This window comes from Hymenobacter glaciei (genome assembly GCF_039539585.1).
Taxonomy (GTDB): domain Bacteria; phylum Bacteroidota; class Bacteroidia; order Cytophagales; family Hymenobacteraceae; genus Hymenobacter; species Hymenobacter glaciei.
In genome coordinates, this window is sequence record NZ_BAABDK010000001.1 from 1 (window position 1) to 20,260 (window position 20,260).

Consider the following 20,260-nt stretch of genomic DNA (forward strand, 5'->3'; position numbering starts at 1 on the left):
CCCGCAGAACAGACCCTCCGGGACCACTGTAAGATAACCCCATTTTAATGCGTTTACCCTGGGGGTAGCCCCCGATGATGGACTGATAGTCCGACTCGCCTAAGAGCTGTGTAACTGCCTCATCGTACGCATCCCAGGGGTCTTCTGCGTTAAGCACCTCGGCCAATGTCGTGGCATCGGCCCCTGCCAGCAATTCGTTTATCCCTCCCCAATCAGGCAACGATTGGATGCTTGTGAAGACAATGTCGCAAAAGGCTGGCTTGCCCAATGCCGGCGGCCGCTCGATAAGCTGCGCCTGCTCCAGGGAGGTAGTGGGATAGGTTTTCACCAACCAGCCATCTTCTTCCGTTTTCCACGGAAAGGCTTCCCAGCTGTAGAATAGCTGTGCCAGCGCCGTGCCCGCGGGTAGGCAGGCACCTTCGCTGGCCACCACTTGCATGATAAAATCAAGCGGCTGGCCCGTCTGGGTAGTTGGCCAGGCTTCACCCTTTTCAAAATAAGGTTTTCCCCCGTAGTGCGAACGCAATTGCGAGCCGTCCAGTGACTGGCGGGCTTTGCGGAGCGTGAGCTTGCTGGCCGGTCGCTGCAACGGGCGAAGCAGGTTCACCAGGTCGGCCATCGAAGAAAGCCCGCGTTGCTGTAGTTCCGCCCGCTGCTGGTTGATGTCGCTCATAACAGAGTAGATTTTTTTGTCGACCACAATGATACAAGCACCAACTTACTACGCCGCCATCACCGTGCACACCGCGCCATCCAAGGCGCTCACGGCCGGCGCGGTGGCCGGCCCATCCCACGCCGCCCGCATGGCCTGGTGCTGCAGCTCCTCGACCACTTGCGCGTACCGCATGGTATTCTGAATCTTGGCATGGCCCATCACGCGCTGCAATACCGTCACCGGCATTCCCCGCAGCAGGCTCTGCACCGCGAATGTGTGCCGGGCCGTGTGCATTGTCACCAGCTCGTACAGCGGTACGGCTTGTTTCACTACCTGTCCGCCGGCCGTGCTCACCACTTCCACCGGTCGCGACAGCCCCGCCAGCTGCGTTATTTTCTTCAGGTATCGGTTCATTGGCTGGTTGGCCAGCACCGGCAGCAGCCGCGCCCCGTCAAACTGCCTTTCCGGAGTTGCGTACCGGTCTAATATCTCTGTCGCCAGCCGGCTCAGGTAGATGCTCACCGTGGCCCGCGTCTTGGTCTGTATCAGCCGCAACACCCGGTCCCCATCACCATTAGCCCCCAGCGAATGCAGGTTGCCGGCGTGCAGCGCCGCCACGTCAGAATACCGCAACCCCGTGTAGCAGCAAAACAAGAACACGTCCCGCGCCGGCTCTAAAGTCTTCGAGAGCTTCACCGATACCAGCGCCGCCATGTCGGCCCCGGTCAGGTACGTTTTTGCCTGGTCCGTGTACTTCACCTCAAGCCGCTTCAATTCCAGCCCCAGCGTCAGCCCGCGCTCATCCTGCGCATGTCGCAGAAAAGTCTTCAGGTCTTTCAGCAGCGTGTATACCCCGTTGGCCGACAAGCCGCAGCCTGCCCGCAAGTGGCTCACGTAGTCATCATGCACCGCCGAGGTGTAGCCAGCCAGCAGCAGCCCCTTGCGCCGGGTCTTCTCCAAAAATGTTTCCAGGTGGTTACACGCCGTTTTGTAGTGCCGCAACGTGTGGAAGGCATACCCCCGCCCGGCCAGCACGTCCCGAAACTCCGCAAACCGCGCCACGAGCGTAGGCTCTTCCTTCACCACCACGGCCGTCGGATTCACCGCCTCGCGCATCAGCGCCACGCCCGGCGCGATGTTGGCCGCCCGCAGTTCCCGGTACTTGTCTTCCAGCCGGCGCACCAGGGCCTGTAGCCCCAGGTTGGCCGAGGTGAAGCCCGGAAAAGAGCGCCGGAACTCCTGTTCCTTCTCGTTCCACTGCCGCGGCTCGCAACGCTCCTTGGTCGAGCAACGCAGCCGCTGCCCATCGAAGTATGCCGATACATAAACTGGCACCGTGCCGGCCTTATCCTGTTTATCATGCCGGAGCTCAAACACAACTTTCATAAGCCTTGGAAAAAAGAGGTGGCGTAGGAGGTGGCGTAAACCCATTGGTAAGTCCAGGTATTAGCGCTGGTAAATCCAATTTGGGCTGAACGCAAAAAAGCCTCAAAAACTGCATCTGCGAACAGATTTACAGCTTTTGAGGCTTGAAAAGAGGGTGGTCGTTAGACCTTCCTAGTACCCGGAGCCGGAGTCGAACCGGCACATCTTGCGATATTGGTGTTTGAGACCAACGCGTCTACCGGTTCCGCCATCCGGGCAGGATGAACTTGATTCAGAACAATTCCGCTCTGCCGGTATCAGGAGCGGGCTGCAAAGGTAGCAACTTGCTGCTGGATGCGCAACAGATAGCGCTTTTTTAGGTAATAGGTGCGGATTTGCTGCAGGGCAGCGGGGCGGTGGTCGGCGGGGAGTTGCTCATAGCCAGCCAGTACCGGCTCGATGCCGGCGTCGAGCGTGTCGGAGATGGTCTGGGCTTCGGCGGCAACCCTGGCCTGCGCCGCCGCGTCGGGCTCCATTTCCAGCTCCATCAGTTGCTCGTTGAGGTCCATCATATCCATCAGGAAATCGGCCGGCAGCTGCTCCTGCTTGCCTTCTTCGAGCAGGCCGTGCTGGCGCAGGAGGTAGGCCATGCGCTGGTCGGGGTCGGCGAGGGTCCGGTAAGCGTCGGTGTTGAGAGTGGCCTGGCGCAGCATCTCTGCTTGGTTCTCGGGCGAAGAAGTAGCGTGAAAATCAGGGTGGGTTTCGCGGCTCTTGGCGTAGTAGAGACGCTTGAGGGCCGCCCCATCGGGGCGGAAGGATTCAGAAAGGCCGTAGAAGGCGAAGTAATCAGTCATGGAATTGGTGAGGAGACGGTTGGGCATTTGGGCAGTTGGCGGGCTTGGCTTCTTCTTCTTCTTCGGCGGCTTGATAACCCACCCAACGTAATACGTGAAAACGCCGCGGTAGCCAATACGAGCAATGTGCCAGGTTTCGGCTGGTCTAATCGTTCAGGCCTTTGCCGGTGAGGATTTGTGGGATGCTTTTTTCAACGCGAGCTTCCCAGGTTTTGGCCTGTTTGGGGGCTGAGAAATACAGCAGATACGCTCTTTGGCGGCCGGGCGTCAGGGTAGAAAAAGCCGTTGTCAACGCTGGAGATTCCGCTAGCTTCTGCTGGAACTCATCGGAGACAGGGTATTCGGCTGTTGCTTTGAAACGTACTTTTGCCCCGGTTTTTTCCAGCTCAATGGCTTCCTCAACGTAGGCTTTTATGGTGGGTGCTTGCTCGGCTATTCTCTGGATGTTGGTAAACCGCATTTGGCGCGTGCCCTGCGTATTCTGGGTCTGCTGAATCAGCACGCCATTGGGGTCTTGCAGCAGGGCTCCTTTATGGAACAAAACCGCGCAGTATTCTTGAAAGGCATGAATCAAGGCAATGTTACTTCCCGCCAGCGTGTAGCACGGAACACCCCACTTCAACTCTTCGGTCAGCCCGCTGGTAAGCATAATTATTCTCAATTCCTCCTGCTCGACCTGCCATTTTTCGGCTTTCGTGAAGTAGAAATTAACCTTGGGATTTAGAGTGCTCGCTTGCATTGCTGGCTGTTTTAATTCGTTGAGCAGGTATGGGAAGGAGGTGGCAAGCCGGGCAACCTGCGGCTGTTTTCGTTAGCAGTGGTACCAATAAACTACGAAGGCAGGCTGGAAGTGGGCGAATCGGCCGAGACAACGCTAATAGCCAGGGTCGAAGAAAAAGCCACGGGCGCCGCGGCAAAAAGCCGCTTGGTGGCCGGCCACACCTCCCCAAACAGGCCAGACTTACGGTAGGCATTGAGGGCAGCCTCGTCGTTCCAGTGGCTATGGGTGCAGTAAATGGCGGGGTTGTCGGCATCCTGCCACAACTCCAGGTGGCGGCAGCCGGGCTGCTCACGGATGCGTTGCGCAGTGGCCCGGAAAAGGGCGAGAAATTCGGGGACCTGCGTCGGCTCAAAGGTCATCCGAACAATACGAATCAGCATGCAGAAAGCAAAAAATGGAAGCTGCAAAAGTAACAGCCCGCCACAGCCAACGAATGCCTGCCAGCTACACTTGTCGGGCCTGCCGCAGCCAGATTCCCCGGGCAATTCCTGAATATGGCTTTACGTGATAAAATTTGGCCTCTTCCAACTCTGTCGAGCTTCGAGCGTAAACCGAAACAAATACTTCTTCACCATCCTTTACCTATTCTTTTTCATGAAGCATTCCTCATCTGGTTTGGCCGCTTTTGCTTGGCTAACCGCTCCTACTCTGGCTGCAGGCCTGCTGCTGAGCAGCTGCAATAGCCAGCCCACCGCTACCGAGACCGACAAGACGGCTACGGTCGTTTCGGAAGAAACCAACGCCGCATCCGACAGCGCCGCCGTAACGGCCAATGCCACTGGCGCTGTGAAGCCTACCGGCGTCAAGCCCGCCTGGGGGCCCAACGTGCACCCCGAAATGCAGGCCGTCATCGAGCAGCTGATGAGCTTCAAGAACAAGCCCCTGCCCGAACTCACCGCCGCCCAGGCCCGCAAGCAGCCCAGCCCCGCCGACGCGGCTATGAAGCAGATGCGCGCCAGCAATATTCCCGTGCCGCCCCTCAACTGCGACACCGCCACCCAAACCATTGCGCCCGGCCTCAAGGCCCGCATCTACACGCCCAAAAGCGGCGCGGCCCCGTACCCGGTTATCGTGTATTACCACGGTGGCGGCTGGGTAATTGCCACCAACGATACCTACGCTGCCTCGGCCCAGGCTCTGTGCGAGCAGGTCGGCGCCGTGGTGGTTTCAGTGGAATACCGCAAAGCGCCGGAGCATAAATTCCCCGCTGCCCACGACGACGCCTTCACCGCGTATCAGGCCGTGCTGAAAAACGCGGCCAGCATGAAGGGTGACCCCAACAAAGTGGCGGTAGTAGGCGAAAGCGCCGGCGGCAACCTTGCCTGCAACGTCAGCATCATGGCCCGCGACAAGAAGGTAGCCCTGCCCAAGTACCAGGTATTGGTGTACCCCATCGCCGGCTCCGACACCAACACGCCTTCCTACAAGGCCAACACCGAAACCGCGCCCCTCAACAAGGGCGGCATGGAGTGGTTCTTCAAGAACTACCAGCGCACCGCTGCCGATTTGAAAGACCCCCGCATCAACCTCGTAGCCGCCAACCTGAAAGGCCTGCCCGCCACCACCATCATCGGGGCCGAGTACGACCCACTGATGAGCGAAGGCAAAACCCTGGCCGATAAGCTCACCGCCGCCGGCGTAAAAACCAACTACAAGCTCTACGACGGCACGACGCACGAATTCTTCGGCATGGCCGCCGCAGTGCCAGAGGCAAAAGATGCCCAGGGCGTAGTAGTAAGCGACCTGAAAGGCGCGCTGAAGTAATTGCGTTGGCCTCAGGAGGTAGCTGTCGTTGCGAGGCCGTAGGCCGGGGCACCCGAAGGAGCCGCGACCAAGCGGCACGCGTAGCTAATCTGTCCTCTCAATGCGACCAACAGCAAAGATGTAAAAAGCCCCGGCTCTGAATTGAGTTGGGGCTTTTTTGCTTTTAACATACCCGTATTAGAAAAACAGTGTCGCATTTAAGAGCTGGTCGCATCGAGAGGACAGATTAGCTACGCGTGCCGCTTGGTCGCGGGTGCCGCGCTCCACTCCACTCGCAATGACAGCCGACTATTCCGCGGCAAAGCGCACGTCTACCTGCGAGTCAAAATTCAACCCCAGCAGCTCCGACGCATTGCCCTGGCAAATGCCCAGGCAGAGGAAATTCTGGCTGTTGAATACCACCACCGCTTCGCCGGGCGGCACGGCCGAGAAGTGGGGGTGCAGGTCGCGCACCACGTCGCGCCCGAAATGAATGGCCAGCGGACGACCATGACCCACGGCATCTACCGCCGTGCGCGAAATGTTGGTGACCAGGTTGCCGTAGTGGTCGACGTGCGCCACGTGGCCGGTGATGCGGTGGTCCTGCAGGCGCAGCTGCCGGTTGTTGAGCTGGTGCTGTGTCGTAATGGCCAGGCCAAGGTTGCCAAGCGGTGCACCCTGGGCCAGGGCCACGGCGGCGGGCAATAGCACGTCGCGGGTAGGCGAGGGCGTAACGGCGGCCGGCAGGGCTACTAGGCTTTCGGGCGTGCCATTGGCCATCAGAGCCAGAATACCGTTGTCGCCGCTCACAAAATAGTGCCCTTCGAGTTCGGCCGCTACCCAGCCGGGCTCGGGGCCCGCGCCATGGTCGGCCACACCAATGACGTGCACCGTACCCACGGGAAAATCCCGAAATACGCTTTGGAGAACGTGAACGGCGTGCGCAATGTTAAAGGGTTCGATGCCGTGGCTGATGTCGACGACCGAAATTGCCGGGGCCAATTGCAGCAGCCGCGCCTTTAGGGCCGCCACGTAATGGTCGCGGTAGCCAAAATCGGTGAGCAGCGTAATCAACCCCATGCCAGTGTTCCGTAGTTTTTCGTAGTATTGTTTCGCCGCCCGAATCGGGGCAAAAGTAGCCGGTTCGGGTCGAAAACGGGCCGTTTTTCCCTCTCCCTTTCTTTTTCCCCCTCTCTTCCAACTTGGTCGAAAAAATCATCACCCTCGAAAACATGTCTTTGGTCGATTTCCTCGGCCCCGACAACCAGAATATCCGCCAGCTGGCCGCCGCATTTCCCGGCTCCAAAATCATCAGCCGCGGCAACGAAATCAAAATCCAGGGCCAGACGGAAGTCATCTCCCGCATCAACGACATTTTCTCCTCGCTTATCGAGCACTACCACCAGTACGGTCAGATTACCGACAAAACCGTTAACCAGTACCTCTCGGCTACTTCCGAAGAAGCCGAAGGCCGGGTGCTGGCCGCCTCTCCTGACGTGATTCTGTTCGGCGCGAAAGGTGGCGTCATCAAAGCCAAAACGCCCAACCAGCAAAAGCTGGTGGATACCGTAATGGCCCACGACCTCACCTTCACGCTCGGTCCGGCCGGTACCGGTAAAACCTACATTTCGGTGGCTTTGGCGGTGCGCGCGCTTAAGAATAAGGAGGTGAAGAAAATCATCATCTCGCGTCCTGTGGTAGAGGCCGGCGAAAGCCTGGGTTTCCTGCCTGGCGACATGAAGGAGAAAGTTGACCCCTACCTGCGCCCGATTTACGACGCCTTGGAAGATATGATTCCGGCCGAAAAGCTGAAGTTTTACCAGGAGAACAAAATCATCGAAATAGCTCCGCTCGCCTACATGCGCGGCCGCACGCTCAACAATGCCTTTGTGTTGCTCGACGAGGCTCAGAACACCACGCCCTCGCAGCTAAAGATGTTCCTGACCCGCATGGGCCCCACGGCCAAGGTGATGGTGAACGGCGACCGCAGCCAGATTGACCTGCCCACCCGCCAGAAATCGGGCCTGATGCAGGCGCTCGATATTCTGAGAAACGTGCAAGGCATTGGCTACGTCGAGATGACGTCCGAGGACGTGGTGCGCCACCGCTTGGTGAAGGAAATTGTGGAAGCCTACGACAAGTTCGACGGCGAGGAGCAGATTCGCCAGGCCCAGCCCGGTGCTCCGGCCCGCCGCGATGAGCGCCACGAGCGCCGCCTGCGCGAGCAGGGCTTGGTGGAAGATGGCCAGCCAGCTGCCGCCGAAGGCGAACTCCCCGTAAACCACGAGCAGCCGCTGTAAGCCTCATTATGTGACATCTTTTACAAGCTGTCATCCTGAGCGAAGCGAAGGACCCTATCACGTCATACGGATTTATTCCAACGTAATAAGGTTCTTCGCTATACTCAGGATGACAGTTTTTCGTCTTAACTATACCACTATGCCCGCTACCGCCTACCGCATCACCGACTTGCGCGATCTCGACGCCGCCTTCACCATCCGCGAAAAAGTGTTTGTGGAAGGCCAGGGGGTGCCAGCCAGCCTCGAGAACGACTTGCACGACCGCACCGACGCCCGCCACTACCTGGCCTGCACCGAGGATGGCACGCCCGCTGGCGCCGCCCGCTGGCGCGAAACCGACAACGGCGTGAAGCTGGAGCGTTTCGCCGTGCTCGAAAGCTACCGCAACCAGCAGCTTGGGGCCGCGCTGCTGCATGCCGTGCTGGCCGAGGTGCAAGCCGAGCTACCCGATGCCGAAGTGTACCTGAACGCGCAGCTGCGCGCCGTTCCATTCTATGAGCGGCACGGATTCCGGAAGGAAGGGGAGATGTTTGAGGAGGCCGGCATTCAGCACTTCAAAATGATACTGGGATAAGGAGGCCGGGCGCGCAGTTGACTTGCCCTTTACCAACAAAGAAACCACTCTAGCTGAGTGGTTTCTTTGTTGGTAAATTATTGCAAATAAGGGTAATTAGAGAAAAGAGAGACGGTATAAATGGACGAGGGATAGGCGTAGCTAACGAACCAGCAATGGCAGGTAGTAACCGCTTACCGCAGCAGTTGAACGAGTTTCCAGAGCAGCCAAAATGGGAGAAACAGTAGTTTTAGCGGCCACCAACCCGAAAAAAAGCTGCGTTCTACGGCCGGTCGGGCAAAGTCGTATTGGCGGGTATAGCGACTCGATTTAGTAGTGAACTTGTCCCAGAAACCGGGCTGGGCCCCTGGATGCTGTCGGTGGGTGGTGCGGCAGCCCACGCAGTAGCTGGAGAATACGGTGGCGGGCCGGCCACAGTCGAGGCAAACCATGCAGAAGGAAAGGAGTGAGGGATAGTAAATAAAGCCGCATTGCGAAATCCTCGGATGGGTTAGCAATCAGGGCTTTGCTTCCTAATGGCAAAGGTGAAGAAGTTGACTGATTCGTGCGAAGGCCAAAAAATTCTTTTTCTTTGGTGAGCGTTCCCCGAAGTCTCTGCCATGCCCCGCCTTTCTGCACCGCTACAAGCCGCATTGCGCGCGGCCGTTGCCAACCGTTTTGGCCAGCCGCTGCGCTATCCCAGCCACTGCGATGCGCTCGAAGCCGAATTGCAGAAAGCGAGTGGGTTGGGTGCGCGGCGCTTGAGCCCCAGTACGCTGCGCCGTTTTTTTGGGCTGGTCGATAAGGAAGGCGGCTTTCACCTGCACACGCTCGATACGCTGGCGCGCTACGCCGGGCACGCCACGTTTGCCGACTTTGGCAAGTCGGTTGCCGGCCACGCCACCGCCGAAACCACTGCCTCGCCCACCGACATCCCCGAGCTGCTGGCCATGGAGCGCCTGGCGGCCCCCGAGCGCCTGCTGCTGGGCTACTTTCTGGGGCGGGTAACGCGCCCGGCTCAGCCCGGCGGCGCGGCGGCTCCGCTGGCCCTGCGGCTGGCGGCCCACCCGGCCGGTCAGGAATTCTTTGTGGAGTCGTTTGTGGATTTGGCCCACCTCAACGGGGCCTTTGGCGAAGTGCTGGCCGAATACCTGCGCCACAAGCACACCCCCGAAGCCCAGGTGTTCGGGCACGGCACGTTGTTTCTGAAGGAGTTTCTGGCCAACGATGAAGCCGCTTGGCGCAGCCGGCTGCAGCACTTGCGGGCTTTGCCAATACCTGCCGACCTGCACGCTTTCCCCCGCGGCCGCCTTGCATTTGCCGAGATTGTAGCGGCCTGGCACGATGCCGACTTTGCGCAGGTGCCTGCCGAGCTGCTCTCCCGCTTGCTGGCTGATGCGGCCCGCGTGCCCCGGCCAGTAGCCCCGCCGTCGCCGATACCGGCCTTTTATAACTTCTTTCCGGCGGGCTACCATTTCTTCGTGGCTGAGGGCCTGTTCCTGACTGGTCAGTTCGAGACCCTGCACGGCTGGCTGGATTTCACCCAAGCCGAATTTCCGGAACTCGCCACCCTTGAGGCCAACGTATACAACGAGTTGTTGCGGGGCTTCGCGGCCGTAGCCCAGCTGCGCACCGGCCGGCCATCCGACCATGCCCTGCCGGCGCATTCGCTTTTTCAGCTCGAAAGCCACAGCTGGCTGCTCGACTACTACCAAGTGCACATTGCCTTGGTGGAGCTGCACTTGGCCGCCCTGGCCGGCGAGGCTGCGCAGGTTATCCGGTTACGGACCGAGGTGGCCAGTTTTTCGGAAACACACCACTTTCCATTTTTCAGCCAGGTGGCGCAGGGCATTGCTTAAGCTGACCGGCACTTAACCAAGCAGGGCCGGCCGCTGCGTGATTTCGTGGTAGCAGATGTGGGCGCGGCTGAAGTAGTGAAACACCATGCTCTTGCGCGTCTGGGCCGGGTTGAGGTGTGGCTCGCCGCCGTGCATCAGGTTGGCGTGCCAGATGAAAACGTCGCCCTTGCGGGCCAAAAACACCTGCCTTTGCAAACCCAACTCGGCCACGCGGCCGGCGATGAACCGCTCGTATTCGGCGTAGTCCTTGTCGCCAATAAGCCACTCGGAGCCCTCGTTGTGGTAGTCGGCATTCAGGTAATAAGGCAGCTTATGGCTGCCGGGGTAATAGTGCAGCGGGCCATTGTCAAGCGTGATATCCTCCAGCGCAACCCAGGCGGCCGCCATGCCGCCCAGCGGAAAGGTGCTCATGTGAATGCTATCGGAATGCGTGCGTTGCTGGCTGCCAGTCAGAAAGTTAATGCTCTGGAACAGCGTGGCCTCGTGGCCCAGCAACAGGCTCACCAGTTCGCGCAACTGGCCCTCGCCCGCCGCCCGGATGCGCGCCGATTTCTGAAAAGCAAACATGAACTTGTTGGCGTAGCGCACGCCAATTTGCCGGCTGGTAATGAGCTGGTGCAACTCCTCATTAATGCCGTCGACCACCTCGCTGGTGAAAAACCTGGGCAGGATGGCAAAGCCCTGGTCCTCAAAAGCCCGCAGGCTGGCTTGGGTGGCAACGGGCAGCCACCGAAAGGCCCGGTTGGTAGCCAGGCGCTCGGCCAATGGCGCAACCGGAGGCAGGCCGGCATCGGCCGGCAGAGCGGCAAAGTCGCGGCTGCTGATGGGGGAGAAGTAGCTCTTAGTCAACCCCAACCGTTGGTAGATGGGCAGGTTGTGGGTGAGCCGGCGGCGCTGGAAAAGATTGTATGCCGCGTAGCTGAGCTTGAGGCGGCGCAGAAAGGAAAACATGGAGCAGGGCAGGTTTGAGGGGGCCAAGGTACGGCGGGGGCTTGGCGACCGGTGCCCTGGAAGGCCGTTTCGCCCCAAACCGCTACATTGCCAGCCAAGTACCTTTCCTGCTTCTACCAATTCAATGATTACCTGGGCCACCTTTCCCTTCGTGCGCTATACCCCGGCGCTCATTCTGGGTATCGTGGGCTACCTCTACCTCGGCGCCGCCTGGCCCGAGCTGTGGCCGGCCACCGTTACGCTGGCGCTTCTTAGTATAGGGCTAACGTTTTGGGCAGTACGCCGGCCGCGCCCTATGGCCACCGATGCAGTGGGGTTGCTCTCGTTGCTTACCATTGTGGCCTTGGGCGCCACGCTCACCCAGCGCGCCACCGAAAGCCGCCGGGCCGACCACCTCGCTCGTTTCGGCGATACAATCGAAGCCTACCGCGCCGTAGTGGATGAAGCGCCGGTGGTGCGGGCTGCTACCTACGCTACCACGCTGCGGGTGCGGGCGGTGCGCGTGGCCGGCCGCTGGCGGCGGGCTACCGGTGGCGTGCGGGTGTCGCTGCCCCGGGTGGCGGGCATTGCGCAGCCGCGGTACGGCGAGGTATGGCTGATTGCCGGGCACCCCGACCTGAGCAAGCCACCACTCAACCCCGGCGAGTTCGACTACGCCCGCTACCTCGAATACAGACAGGTTTACCACCAGCAATATGTGCACCCCGACCAGTACCGCGTACTGGGCCTGGCCCCGCCCAACCCGCTAGTGGCCGTGAGCTTACGCGCCGCTACGCAGCTCGATGCGGTTTTCCGGCACTACATCCACGCCAAGCGCGAATACGCCATTGCCTCGGCCTTAGTGCTGGGCATCAAGGATGACGTGGATTTGGCGACCAAGCAGGCCTATACGGCTACCGGCACCACGCACATTATGGCCGTGAGTGGCTTGCAGGTGGGCTTGTTATTTGCGGCGATGTCGTGGGTGCTGCGCAAGCTGTTTGGGCGGCTGAAGGGCTTTTTGCTGTGGTCCTCGCTGGTAGGGCTGGGCGTCATCTGGAGCTACGCGTTTCTCACGGGGCTGTCGGCGTCGGTGCTGCGGGCCACAGTCATGTTCACGGTTATCATCATCGGCCGGGCCCTGGGGCGGCAGGATTCCATATTCAATACGCTCGGTGTGGCGGCTTTTCTACTATTAGTCTGGAACCCGTTTTTAGTCGCCGATGTGGGTTTTCAGCTCTCTTTTTTGGCAGTGCTCAGCATTGTGTATGTGCAGCCGCGCATTGCCGGCTGGGTCGATGTAGAAGCCTACTTCTACGCCCGCCGCCGGCCCTGGCAGCCCAGACCCGTGCAGTGGGCCTGGCGCGGCAGCGGTTGGTTTCTTGATAAGGTATGGCAGGCGGTGGCGCTGTCGCTGGCCGCGCAGGTGGCCACGTTCGGGCTGGGGCTGTATTACTTCCACCAGTTCCCGTTCAGCTTCCTATTCTCCAACCTGGTAGCCGTACCTATTTCGAGTGGGGCCGTGTACGTAGGCTTAGCGCTGCTGGCAGTGAAGGGCATTGCGGCTGCAATTGGCTCTGTGCTGCCCGCCGGTGCCGCGTGGTGGCTCGACTTGCTCCCGCGTGCGGTGGCGCAGCTGTTCGAATGGATGGTGTGGATGTTCAATGAATACATCTTCCTGATTAGCAGCTTCTTCTCCGGTTGGGTGGTGCGCGATATCCACGTTTCGGCCCTGCAAACAGTCCTACTATTTGGCATGATTGGGGCGGGATTAGCTTGGCTGAGTACTCGCCGTCTGGGTTGGTTGCGCGGCTTGGCGCTGCTGCTCTGCTGCTACGCCGGCAGCCGCGTGACCGAAGCCCGCGCCGTGGCCCCCATCAAGGAATTCATCGTGTACAGTATTCCGCGCCGCTCGGCGGTGGGGTTTTGGCAGGGTGCGGCGGCTGAGTTTGTCACGCCCGACTCCTTGCCTCTCACCGAAACCGAGCGTACCTACCGCCTGCTGCCGGGCATCATTCGCCGTGCCGCGCGCCGCACATCCTACAGCGTGGGCTGGCGAGGCTGCCATGTGCCTGTGCAGCGCCTGCCCGACCCAGATAGCGCCACCGGCAACCTGTTCTTTCGGCCCGGCCCGGTGGTGCTGGCCCAATGGCGAGGGCTGCGCGTGGCCTTCGTCTCCAACCGCATTTCTTCGGCTATGCAGCCAACGCCGGTCGACGTGCTGGTGCTGCGCCGCAACGCCCGCGTAAAGCCCGAAACCATGGCTGCCGTGTTTGGCTCCCAAGCGCAGGTTGTCTTCGATTCTTCGTGTAAAATCTGGTACGTGGCCCGGCAGGATTCGCTGCTGCGGGCGCGGGGCTTTCGCACCTGGGACGTGACGGCGCGGGGCGCGTTCCGCTGCGTGCCTCCGCTGGCCCGGCGCTGAGCCGGCCGGCCAGGCAACCGGCGGGCGCAATTCCTTCGAGTGCTGGCCAACGGCCAATGGTCCGGTTGTCAGCCGGTTTCGACGGCCCAGTCAGGTTATTGGCCGACTGGAGCAGACCATCCGCCCGTTTTTTGCGTTAATTGCCACGAGTGCATGCCACCTTTCCCCCCCTTATAGGCATCCTTGCTCCAACCATCCATCCGCGCCGTTCCCCGCCCCTCATGGAAAATTTGCTTACTCCCGAGCTCGAAGCCCTTCGCTACATTCAGTATGAAGCCCAGGACCGCATCGGCTACATTACCCTCAACCGGCCCGACAAGCGCAACGCCCTGAATGCCGACGTAGTAACCGAACTCAAACAGGCCTTCGAGTTTGCCGAAAACGACGAAGCTGCCAAAGTCATTGTGCTGCGTGCTGCCGGCGACGTATTCTGCGCCGGGGCCGACCTGGCCTACATTCAGGATTTGCAGGGCTTTGGCTACACCGACAACCTGGAAGACAGCACGCACCTCATGCAACTCTTCCACCAGATTTATACCCTCAAGAAAGTGGTTATCGGGCAGGTGCAGGGCCACGCGCTGGCCGGCGGTTGCGGCCTGGCCGCCATCTGCGACCTCACGTTTGCGGTGCCCGAAGCCAAGTTTGGCTACACCGAAGTCAAAATTGGCTTCATCCCCGCCATTGTGAGTGTGTTTCTGGTGCGCAAAATTGGCGAAGCCCGCACCAAGCAGCTGTTGCTCAGCGGTGATGTGATTCCGGCCCAAAAGGCCCTCGACATGGGCCTCGTCAACTTCTTGGCTTCGAAGGAGGAACTGGCCGAAAACGTGCGCACCTACGCCCAGCGCCTGTGCCGCGAAAACTCGGGGCAAAGCATGGAAGTAACCAAGGAAATGCTGGCCCGCCTGCCCGAATTGGGCCTCGAAGAAGGTCTGCGCTATGCTGCCCAGCGCAACGCCGAAGCCCGGGGCTCCGACGATTGCCGCCGCGGCATCGCCGCCTTCCTCAACAAGGAGAAGCTGGTGTGGTAGTCCGCCCGGGCGCGGGGCCTTACCCGTAGCCCGCCGGAAAGTAGTATCTTAAACGCCGCTTTGGTCTGGAATAGGCCGAAGCGGCGTTTTTACGTTTACGCCAAACAACTTTTTCTCTGCAACGGTTACTTCGGCATGACTGCACTGGCTGCCCTCGGCATTACACTCGCCACGTTCGGGTTCATGGAATTCTGGGCCTGGTTCATGCACAAGTTTGTGCAACATGGCCCGCTGTGGTTTCTGCACCGTTCGCACCACGTGCGCCACCCGCATCCGGTGGAGCGCAACGACTTGTTCTTTATTGTTTACGGTGCCCTTTCGGCTGCGTTGTTCATCACCGGCGACAATGGCGGGCGCTGGTGGTTTTGGGTAGGCGTGGGCATCGCCTGCTACGGCACGGTGTACTTCTTTGTGCACGATGTGCTGATTCATGGCCGGCTGCGCTTCTGGAAGAAGTCACAGAATACCTACCTGCGGGCCCTGAATATGGCCCACAAAACGCACCATAAAACTACGGGCCGCGATGGCTCGGCCGAATTCGGTTTGTTGTGGGTTTCGCCCAAATACCTGGAGTTGGCCCGGGAACGTCAATCAAAAATTAAGAAACGGGAAATAAAGAACGAATAAGAAGGGCACTCATTTGCTAATCTCGCTGTCCTCAAATCTGTATTCGTCAATAATATTTTTTAGTTACCATGGGCCACTTCTCCATCAGCGACTTAGAGCAGCTTTCGGGCATCAAGGCGCACACCATCCGGATGTGGGAACAGCGCTATGGCCTGCTGCGGCCGGTGCGCACGGCCACCAACATTCGGATGTATTGCAACGACGACCTGCGCCGCCTGCTCAATGTGAGCACGCTGTGCGCGCGGGGCAAGCGCATTTCGCAGGTGGCCAGCCTCAGCGATGCCGAGATGCAGGAGGCCGTGCTGGCCTGCTGCAACGACGCGCACGACTACCACCAGCAGGTGAATGCCCTGCTGGCCGCCATGCTCAGCTTCGATGAGCAGCAACTCAACCACCTGTTCAACGAGGCGGCGGCCTGGCTGGGCTTCGAGAAAATGATGCTGTACGTGGCCTATCCGCTGCTGCAGCGCATTGGCCTGATGTGGCTGGCCGGCACCATGAACCCGGCCCAGGAGCATTTATTAACGCATTTGCTGCGCCAAAAACTGCTGGCCGCCACCGATGCGTTGCCCGGGGTGCCCCTTTCGGCACGCCGGTGGGTGCTGTTTCTGCCTGCTAATGAACTGCACGAACTGGCGCTGCTGTTCATGAACTACACCCTCCGGGCGCGGGGACAGCACACGCTGTACCTGGGCCAGAACCTGCCCGTGGAAGAGTTGGGCGTTGTGTGCGACACCTACCTGCCCGATGCCGTCGTTACCGTGCTCACTTCGCAGCCCGAGCGAAGCCGGGTGGCCGAGTTTGCACGCGAAGTATCGGCCCACTGTGGCAACAAGCTGGTGGTGCTGTATGGTCCGCTGGCCCGGCAGGAAGGCCTGGAGTTGCCCGCTAACTGCGTTTCGCCGCAACTAATGACGGATTTTCTGGCCCTGGTGGGCGAGCAGGAGCCCGAACCCGTGGCAGCCTGAGGCAGCAGTTTTTTTCCGGGCCGGGCTTCGTAGCTACGCACGAAAGGCGCATCAAAACATCCGAATTTTTTAGAATATTCAACGGGCTAAAATAGGCCCTGGCCGTCCCTTGCCGTGCCTACAACGAAAAGTAGGCGTGCCGAACAAAATACTTTTGGCCCGGACTAGTCGGAATGGTGACCGGCTCGTATATTTGTTTAACAATCGGTCACGAAAAGCTAAACAGCATGACTTCGCTCGAATTCACCTCGCAAGTGCAAAAAATTTCGCTGACGCTCCGGCCCGCCGCCATGAACTTGACGCGAGACGCTGACGACGCCAAAGATTTAGTGCAGGAAACCCTTCTTAAGGCCCTGCTAAACAAGGATAAGTTTAAAGCTGGTACCAACCTGAAGGCGTGGTTGTACACCATCATGCGCAACACCTTCATCAACAATTACAACAAGATTACCAAGCGGAGCTCCAACATCGATTCGACGGAGTATTTTCAGTATTTCAACACCGACCAGAACTACATCACCCACAACGGGGCCACTTCTGACTTTGTGGTGCGCGACATCAACGAGGCTATTTCCAGCCTCGGTACCGACTACCGCACGCCGTTCATGATGTACTACATCGGCTACAAGTACATGGAAATTGCCGAGAAGCTGCAAATTCCGATTGGCACCGTTAAAAACCGCATCCACATTGCCCGCAAAGATTTGAAGGCGGCCCTGCAGGTGTATGCGCCGGTAGGGGCATCGGCCGCTGCCGAAACCCTGGAAGACTAGTTTCACCGCGCCCGCGCGGTGGCCGCCGGCCTGCTGCTGCATTTGCGGCGCTGGGCCGGCGGTTTCTTTTTGGGCGACCTTTGCCTGCCTCTTCACCCCAGTCCGTTACTGCTTGCTCTTGCCTTCCCCCCTAAACCATTCAAAACAGGCCATCGTTATCGGGGCCGGATTTGCCGGATTGGCGGCCGCCACCACGTTGGCCCAGGCCGGTTGGCGCGTTACTATCCTCGAGAAAAATGAGGGCCCCGGCGGGCGGGCACGGGTGTTCCATGCCCAGGGCTTCACCTTCGACATGGGCCCGAGCTGGTACTGGATGCCCGATGTGTTTGAGAAATACTTTGCCCGGTTCGGCAAAAAAGTAGCTGATTATTACGAGCTGGTGCGCCTCGACCCCTCGTACCAGGTAATTTTCCGCGGGCCGGAAGCGGTGGACATTCCGGCCAAAATGAGCGAGCTGCGGGCCCTGTTCGAACGCTACGAACCTGGTAGCGCCGCTCGCCTCGACGAGTTTCTGAAGCAGGCAGCGTACAAGTACGAGGTTGGCATCAACCGGCTGGTGTACGCGCCAAGTCGGTCCATCTTCGAGTTTGCCGACCCCAAGCTTCTGGTAGACATGGTGCGGATGGACGTGCTGCAAAGCATGCACAAGCACGTGCGCCGGTTCTTTAAGGACCCGCGCCTGCTGGAGTTGGTGGAGTTTCCCATTCTCTTTTTGGGGGCCACGTCGGAGAATACGCCCGCGCTATACTCGCTGATGAACTACGCCGACCTGGCGCTAGGTACCTGGTACCCTAAGGGCGGCATGCACCAGATTGTGGCCGGCATGGTACGCCTGGCCCAGGAACTGGGCGTACAAATCGAATACAACCAAGAGGTAACCGAGATTGTGGTTGAAAACGGGCATAGCACCGGCGTGCGCACCGCTAATGGTTTCTTTGCTGCCGACGTGGTAGTGGCCGGGGCCGACTACCACCACATCGAGCAGCAGGTGCTTAAACCCGAGTTTCGCCATTACGACGAGAAATACTGGAATTCGCGGGTGATGGCACCATCGAGCTTGCTGTTCTACCTTGGCGTGAATAAAAAGCTCGACAAGCTGCGCCACCACAACCTCTTTTTCGATGAGGACCTGAACCAGCACGCCCGCGAGATTTACGAGCAGCCGCAGTGGCCCACGCGGCCGCTCTACTACGCCTCGGTGCCCAGCAAAACCGACCCCACGGTAGCCCCCGAAGGGCAGGAAAACCTGTTCCTGCTCATTCCCGTGGCCCCGGGCCTGACCGACGATGAAGCCACCCGCGAGCGGTACTACGAGCTACTGATGGCCCGACTCGAGAAACACTGCGGCCATTCTATCCGCGACGCGGTGGTGTTCAAACGCAGCTACGCGCACCGCGACTTTATTGCCGACTACCACAGCTTTAAGGGCAACGCCTATGGTCTGGCTAATACGTTGAAGCAGACAGCTATATTGAAGCCTACGCTCAAGAGTAAAAAAGTAGCAAATTTGTATTTCACGGGCCAGCTCACCGTACCCGGGCCCGGCGTGCCCCCTTCGCTCATTTCGGGCCAGGTAGTGGCCGGCGAAGTATTGAAAGAGAATGAACAATGAGCAATGAACAGTGTGCAATCGGGTATGCGAAACCGCCCTGCTTCGAATTGTTCAATGCTCACTGTTAGTTGTTAATTGAACATATGGACCACGTTAAACTCTTCACCGACACCAGCCTGGCATGCAGCAAGCTCATCACGGGCCGTTACAGCACTTCGTTCACGCTGGGCATTCGCACGCTCGATGAGCGGCTGCACCTGCCGGTGTATGCCGTGTATGGCTTTGTGCGCTGGGCCGATGAAATTGTGGACACCTTTCACGACCACGACAAGACCGGGCTATTGGCCGACTTCCGCCGGCAGACGTACGAGGCCCTCGATAAAGGTCTAAGCTTTAACCCGGTTCTGCACGCCTTTCAGCACGTGGTGCACCGGTACGGCATTGACCGGGAGTTTATTGAAGCCTTCCTGCACAGCATGGCCCTCGATTTGGAGGACCAGAATTACCATCCGGGCCTGTACCAGGAATACATCTATGGCTCGGCCGAAGTGGTGGGGCTGATGTGCCTGCGCATTTTCTGCGACGGCGACGAGGCAATGTTTGAGCGGCTGCGCGAGCCGGCCCGGCGGTTGGGCTCGGCGTTTCAGAAAGTGAATTTCCTGCGCGACATCCGTTCCGATTACGAGGACCGGGGCCGGGTTTACTTTCCCGGCGTAGTCTACTCCCGCTTCAACGACGCTACCAAGGCCCAAATAGAGGCCGACATTAAAGCTGATTTTGAGGCGGCTTACGCAGGTATTCAGCAGTTGCCGCGCTCGGCCAAGCTGGGCGTGTACCTGGCCTATGTGTACTACCTCAAGCTGTTCTACAAAATTAAGCAGCTTCCCGCGGCCCGCATCCTGGGTGAGCGCGTGCGGGTACCCGACAACACCAAACTATTACTGCTACTGGGCTCGTACTTCCGTTACCGGCTTTCGCGTATCTGAGGGCATTTTTGGGCCCGGCTTTTGCCTGCAGATGCGGTGTTGAGGCCGTGCGCCTTATTTTTGCCGATATGCGGATTCTCAAGGTTCTTTTTTTTGCGGTGATAGTTGGGGTTGGCTCATCATCCTCGGCGGCTGGTTTGCGTAGTAGTGCCGGGCGGGCGACCCTTGTCGTTCGTTTTTCTCCCTCCCTTATTTCCCTGCATTCCGTGTCGTCTTCTCCTTACCACCCTTCCAATTTGCGTCGCCACTACGAGCTGGCCGCCGCTGATAAATCCGCTGGCGAAAAGTTTTATAAGCTGCTGGCCGATTATAAAGACCGTGACGGCCTGGTGCTGGCCTATAAAGGTGCTTCCGAAGCCATTCGGGCCCGCGATGCGTCGATGTTCAACAAGCTCACTTATGTGCAGGATGCGGCCAAAACCTTCGAGCAGGCGGTAAGTATCGACCCACAAAATCCCGAAATCCGCTTTTTGCGCTTCTCCGTCGAAAGTAACCTGCCGGCGTTTCTGGGCCTGAGCAAGCACGTAGACGAAGACAAGGAAATGCTGCTCAGCGCGGCGCTCAGCCATCCTAAATCGGGCCTCGATTCGGAAGCATTCCGCACGGTGCGAGATTTTTTGGTGGAGCGGGGCCACGTGACCGAGAGCGATGCACATAAGCTAAGCAAAGTGAAGGAGTAGCCGGATACTGGGAAATTCTTGTCCTTCAGGAGTCTAAACCATACTAGCAACTCGCTCCTGACTAGTTGGAAGGCTTGCTGCCGCTTCTTATTGCTCATGGAATAAGCTGAAGTATTTGCTTCATTAGCGCATGATGCAAACTAGAATAGGCTTTCCTAACGTATTTTCGGTGCACCGCCCT

The 20,260-nt window shown here is 59.1% G+C and carries 20 protein-coding genes and 1 tRNA gene; 12 read left to right on the forward strand and 9 right to left on the reverse strand.

Annotated elements, in window-relative coordinates; genetic code table 11:
• The 6 genes from ABD837_RS00005 to ABD837_RS00030 form a co-directional block, all read right to left on the reverse strand.
• The coding region (locus tag ABD837_RS00005) for a DUF1963 domain-containing protein (protein ID WP_345048892.1) at nt 1–673 on the reverse strand (673 nt) is incomplete at its 3' end.
• Nucleotides 674–721: 48 nt separating this feature from the next.
• Nucleotides 722–2,041, reverse strand: coding sequence for a site-specific integrase (locus ABD837_RS00010; RefSeq protein WP_345048894.1), 1,320 nt, complete (start codon nt 2,039–2,041; stop codon nt 722–724).
• A gap of 175 nt (nt 2,042–2,216) precedes the next feature.
• Nucleotides 2,217–2,298, reverse strand: a tRNA-Leu gene (locus ABD837_RS00015).
• A 39-nt stretch (nt 2,299–2,337) separates the two neighbouring features.
• A complete protein-coding gene (locus ABD837_RS00020) occupies nt 2,338–2,874 on the reverse strand; it encodes an iron-sulfur cluster co-chaperone HscB C-terminal domain-containing protein (protein ID WP_345048896.1) in 537 nt (178 codons plus the stop codon).
• Nucleotides 2,875–3,019: 145 nt separating this feature from the next.
• Nucleotides 3,020–3,613 (reverse strand): YdeI/OmpD-associated family protein, encoded by a 594-nt coding sequence (locus ABD837_RS00025; protein WP_345048897.1) that lies wholly within the window; start codon nt 3,611–3,613, stop codon nt 3,020–3,022.
• Nucleotides 3,614–3,705: 92 nt separating this feature from the next.
• Nucleotides 3,706–4,035: a putative quinol monooxygenase gene (locus ABD837_RS00030; RefSeq protein WP_345048898.1), complete on the reverse strand. Its 330-nt coding sequence runs from the start codon at nt 4,033–4,035 to the stop codon at nt 3,706–3,708.
• 214 nt (nt 4,036–4,249) lie between these two features.
• Here ABD837_RS00030 and ABD837_RS00035 point away from each other — a divergent pair, with 214 nt between their 5' ends.
• On the forward strand, nt 4,250–5,419 hold the full coding sequence (locus ABD837_RS00035) for an alpha/beta hydrolase (RefSeq protein WP_345048900.1): 1,170 nt from the start codon (nt 4,250–4,252) through the stop codon (nt 5,417–5,419).
• 288 nt (nt 5,420–5,707) lie between these two features.
• Here the strand turns inward: ABD837_RS00035 and ABD837_RS00040 are convergent, their stop codons facing one another.
• Nucleotides 5,708–6,478, reverse strand: coding sequence for an SAM hydrolase/SAM-dependent halogenase family protein (locus ABD837_RS00040; RefSeq protein ID WP_345048901.1), 771 nt, complete (start codon nt 6,476–6,478; stop codon nt 5,708–5,710).
• Nucleotides 6,479–6,600: 122 nt separating this feature from the next.
• Here ABD837_RS00040 and ABD837_RS00045 point away from each other — a divergent pair, with 122 nt between their 5' ends.
• Complete coding sequence (locus ABD837_RS00045; protein ID WP_345048904.1) at nt 6,601–7,698, forward strand: PhoH family protein; 1,098 nt, start codon at nt 6,601–6,603, stop codon at nt 7,696–7,698.
• 139 nt (nt 7,699–7,837) lie between these two features.
• Complete coding sequence (locus ABD837_RS00050) at nt 7,838–8,272, forward strand: GNAT family N-acetyltransferase (protein WP_345048906.1); 435 nt, start codon at nt 7,838–7,840, stop codon at nt 8,270–8,272.
• A gap of 173 nt (nt 8,273–8,445) precedes the next feature.
• Here ABD837_RS00050 and ABD837_RS00055 read toward each other — a convergent pair whose 3' ends face one another.
• Nucleotides 8,446–8,703, reverse strand: a complete 258-nt coding sequence (locus ABD837_RS00055) for a hypothetical protein (RefSeq protein WP_345048907.1) — start codon at nt 8,701–8,703, stop codon at nt 8,446–8,448.
• Between the two features lie 168 nt (nt 8,704–8,871).
• On the opposite strand from ABD837_RS00055, the gene ABD837_RS00060 reads away from it, so the two are divergent.
• A complete protein-coding gene (locus tag ABD837_RS00060) occupies nt 8,872–10,110 on the forward strand; it encodes a hypothetical protein (RefSeq protein WP_345048909.1) in 1,239 nt (412 codons plus the stop codon).
• A 12-nt stretch (nt 10,111–10,122) separates the two neighbouring features.
• Here the strand turns inward: ABD837_RS00060 and ABD837_RS00065 are convergent, their stop codons facing one another.
• Entirely contained in the window at nt 10,123–11,061 is a 939-nt protein-coding gene (locus tag ABD837_RS00065) for a phytanoyl-CoA dioxygenase family protein (protein WP_345048910.1), read from the reverse strand.
• 124 nt (nt 11,062–11,185) lie between these two features.
• Here ABD837_RS00065 and ABD837_RS00070 point away from each other — a divergent pair, with 124 nt between their 5' ends.
• From ABD837_RS00070 to ABD837_RS00105, 8 genes are all read left to right on the forward strand, one after another.
• Nucleotides 11,186–13,465: a ComEC/Rec2 family competence protein gene (locus tag ABD837_RS00070; RefSeq protein WP_345048912.1), complete on the forward strand. Its 2,280-nt coding sequence runs from the start codon at nt 11,186–11,188 to the stop codon at nt 13,463–13,465.
• Nucleotides 13,466–13,686: 221 nt separating this feature from the next.
• On the forward strand, nt 13,687–14,493 hold the full coding sequence (locus ABD837_RS00075) for an enoyl-CoA hydratase/isomerase family protein (RefSeq protein ID WP_345048914.1): 807 nt from the start codon (nt 13,687–13,689) through the stop codon (nt 14,491–14,493).
• A gap of 135 nt (nt 14,494–14,628) precedes the next feature.
• Complete coding sequence (locus ABD837_RS00080) at nt 14,629–15,120, forward strand: sterol desaturase family protein (RefSeq protein WP_345048915.1); 492 nt, start codon at nt 14,629–14,631, stop codon at nt 15,118–15,120.
• Between the two features lie 68 nt (nt 15,121–15,188).
• Nucleotides 15,189–16,088, forward strand: coding sequence for a MerR family transcriptional regulator (locus tag ABD837_RS00085; RefSeq protein WP_345048917.1), 900 nt, complete (start codon nt 15,189–15,191; stop codon nt 16,086–16,088).
• Between the two features lie 227 nt (nt 16,089–16,315).
• Nucleotides 16,316–16,861 carry a sigma-70 family RNA polymerase sigma factor gene (locus tag ABD837_RS00090; protein ID WP_345048918.1) on the forward strand — a complete coding sequence of 182 codons (546 nt, stop codon included), beginning with the start codon at nt 16,316–16,318 and terminating at the stop codon, nt 16,859–16,861.
• Between the two features lie 118 nt (nt 16,862–16,979).
• A complete protein-coding gene (locus ABD837_RS00095) occupies nt 16,980–18,473 on the forward strand; it encodes a phytoene desaturase family protein (protein WP_345048919.1) in 1,494 nt (497 codons plus the stop codon).
• A gap of 83 nt (nt 18,474–18,556) precedes the next feature.
• On the forward strand, nt 18,557–19,399 hold the full coding sequence (locus tag ABD837_RS00100; protein ID WP_345048921.1) for a phytoene/squalene synthase family protein: 843 nt from the start codon (nt 18,557–18,559) through the stop codon (nt 19,397–19,399).
• A gap of 206 nt (nt 19,400–19,605) precedes the next feature.
• Nucleotides 19,606–20,079: a hypothetical protein gene (locus ABD837_RS00105; RefSeq protein WP_345048922.1), complete on the forward strand. Its 474-nt coding sequence runs from the start codon at nt 19,606–19,608 to the stop codon at nt 20,077–20,079.
• Nucleotides 20,080–20,260: the final 181 nt, after the last annotated feature.

Excerpts from the sequence above, each read along its gene's own strand:
- ABD837_RS00020 (WP_345048896.1), bottom strand. The coding sequence starts at position 2,874 with ATGACTGATTACTTCGCCTTCTACGGCCTTTCTGAATCCTTCCGCCCC.
- ABD837_RS00010 (WP_345048894.1), bottom strand. The coding sequence starts at position 2,041 with ATGAAAGTTGTGTTTGAGCTCCGGCATGATAAACAGGATAAGGCCGGC.
- ABD837_RS00075 (WP_345048914.1), top strand. The coding sequence starts at position 13,687 with ATGGAAAATTTGCTTACTCCCGAGCTCGAAGCCCTTCGCTACATTCAG.
- ABD837_RS00035 (WP_345048900.1), top strand. The coding sequence starts at position 4,250 with ATGAAGCATTCCTCATCTGGTTTGGCCGCTTTTGCTTGGCTAACCGCT.
- ABD837_RS00100 (WP_345048921.1), top strand. The coding sequence starts at position 18,557 with ATGGACCACGTTAAACTCTTCACCGACACCAGCCTGGCATGCAGCAAG.
- ABD837_RS00025 (WP_345048897.1), bottom strand. The coding sequence starts at position 3,613 with ATGCAAGCGAGCACTCTAAATCCCAAGGTTAATTTCTACTTCACGAAA.
- ABD837_RS00055 (WP_345048907.1), bottom strand. The coding sequence starts at position 8,703 with ATGGTTTGCCTCGACTGTGGCCGGCCCGCCACCGTATTCTCCAGCTAC.
- ABD837_RS00085 (WP_345048917.1), top strand. The coding sequence starts at position 15,189 with ATGGGCCACTTCTCCATCAGCGACTTAGAGCAGCTTTCGGGCATCAAG.
- ABD837_RS00090 (WP_345048918.1), top strand. The coding sequence starts at position 16,316 with ATGACTTCGCTCGAATTCACCTCGCAAGTGCAAAAAATTTCGCTGACG.
- ABD837_RS00040 (WP_345048901.1), bottom strand. The coding sequence starts at position 6,478 with ATGGGGTTGATTACGCTGCTCACCGATTTTGGCTACCGCGACCATTAC.
- ABD837_RS00070 (WP_345048912.1), top strand. The coding sequence starts at position 11,186 with ATGATTACCTGGGCCACCTTTCCCTTCGTGCGCTATACCCCGGCGCTC.
- ABD837_RS00060 (WP_345048909.1), top strand. The coding sequence starts at position 8,872 with ATGCCCCGCCTTTCTGCACCGCTACAAGCCGCATTGCGCGCGGCCGTT.
- ABD837_RS00080 (WP_345048915.1), top strand. The coding sequence starts at position 14,629 with ATGACTGCACTGGCTGCCCTCGGCATTACACTCGCCACGTTCGGGTTC.
- ABD837_RS00050 (WP_345048906.1), top strand. The coding sequence starts at position 7,838 with ATGCCCGCTACCGCCTACCGCATCACCGACTTGCGCGATCTCGACGCC.
- ABD837_RS00030 (WP_345048898.1), bottom strand. The coding sequence starts at position 4,035 with ATGCTGATTCGTATTGTTCGGATGACCTTTGAGCCGACGCAGGTCCCC.
- ABD837_RS00065 (WP_345048910.1), bottom strand. The coding sequence starts at position 11,061 with ATGTTTTCCTTTCTGCGCCGCCTCAAGCTCAGCTACGCGGCATACAAT.